At 60.3% G+C, this 1,495-nt stretch carries 2 protein-coding genes; one reads left to right on the forward strand and one right to left on the reverse strand.

The window, feature by feature from the left end:
• Positions 1-478: GNAT family N-acetyltransferase (locus L692_RS0103270; RefSeq protein WP_025697171.1), on the reverse strand; the 478-nt coding region annotated here is incomplete at its 3' end.
• Positions 479-681: 203 nt separating this feature from the next.
• Here L692_RS0103270 and L692_RS0103275 point away from each other — a divergent pair.
• On the forward strand, positions 682-1,495 hold an 814-nt coding region (locus L692_RS0103275; protein WP_025697172.1), incomplete at its 3' end, for a M24 family metallopeptidase.

The following is a 1,495-nucleotide window of genomic DNA, read 5'->3' on the forward strand; positions in this document are numbered from 1 at the left end:
GATCGCGCATGATGCCATCCATATCGGCTACTCCGGGCAGAAGCCCCCAGCGCTCAAACCCGAATTTCTCCAGCAGCCCCAGACTGGGCCCGTTATGCCCGAACACGAACCCGACCAGACTGTGGATGCCCAGCCGTCCGCATTCCTCAATCGCTTTGTCAACAAGCAGGCTTCCGGCTCCGCTTCCTCTGTATTCTTCACCTACATAAATGCTGATTTCCGCCGTTCCATTGTACGCAGGCCGCCCGTAAAACGACTGAAAGCTAAGCCAGGCGGCAACTTCCCCTTCATGTCTGAGCACCCAGAGCGGGCGGTGGCCGCCGCTGTGCTCATGAAACCAGCCGAGCCGGTCTTCCACGCTGACGGGTTCAAGGTCAGCCGTAACCATCCGTCCCGCCACCGTGGAGTTATAAATAGCCACAATGCCCGGCAGATCGTCCAGCGTTGCGTCTCCGATATGGCTCTTCCGCCATTCCATTCTTCATTCCTCCATTCTGGCCGCGAACCGATTTTGACGCTAGATTCAAAGTAATCCATAGCGGCCTTGAAAGTCAATTCATAACGAAGCGGAGCATCGGCTTCTGCGGGACTTCCGCCGCCCGTGCGTCTCTTCCCTTATTGTTCTATAATGGTTTCATTGCCATTTTGGTTATCGTGAATGGAAGGGAGAGCAATGTACGCATGAATGAAGCTCTGAAACGACTCGAACGGGAAATGGCCCCGGAAGGGCTGGACGCCCTGCTGGTTACCGATCCCAAGCATGTATACTATTTGACCGGCTTTGCCAGTAATCCGCATGAGCGGTTTCTCGGTCTGCTGCTGAACCGCGGCGAGGAGCCGGTGCTCATCGTGCCCGCGCTTGACGCCGAATCGGCTCATGCCTCATCGACCGTCCCTGCCATCGTCACGCACAGCGATACGGATGATCCTTACAACCTCCTGAAGAATCATCTCGGACCCAAGGCCGGAAAGCTGGGCATCGAGAAGGAGCATGTCACGGTGGCGCGCTTCGAGCGTCTGTCGAAGGCCGCGCCTGCGGACAGCTTCGCGGACATCGGCCCGCTTCTGCGCCGGATGCGCGCCGTCAAATCGCCGGAGGAGATCAAGCGCATGGAGCATGCCGCCGAGCTGGTGGAGGAGGTGCTGCGCCAGGGGCTTGCCCATGTGAAGGAAGGGGTCAGCGAAATCGAGCTTGTCGCGGAGCTGGAATATTTGATGAAAAAGCTCGGCGCCGCCGGACCCTCCTTCGATACGATGGTGCTGTCCGGGCCCAATACCGCCCTCCCGCACGGCGTTCCCGGCAGCCGCCGGATCGCGCCCGGCGACCTGCTGATGTTCGATCTCGGCGTGTTCGCGGACGGCTATGCCTCCGACATCACCCGCACCTTCGCCGTGGAGCGGACGGACAACGAGCTGGTCCGCATCTACGATGCCGTGCTGGCCGCCAACGAGGCCGGCATTGCCGCCGCCAGAGCCGGCGCCTCCTACGGCTCCG

This window comes from Paenibacillus forsythiae T98 (assembly GCF_000520735.1).
GTDB lineage: Bacteria > Bacillota > Bacilli > Paenibacillales > Paenibacillaceae > Paenibacillus_AQ > Paenibacillus_AQ forsythiae.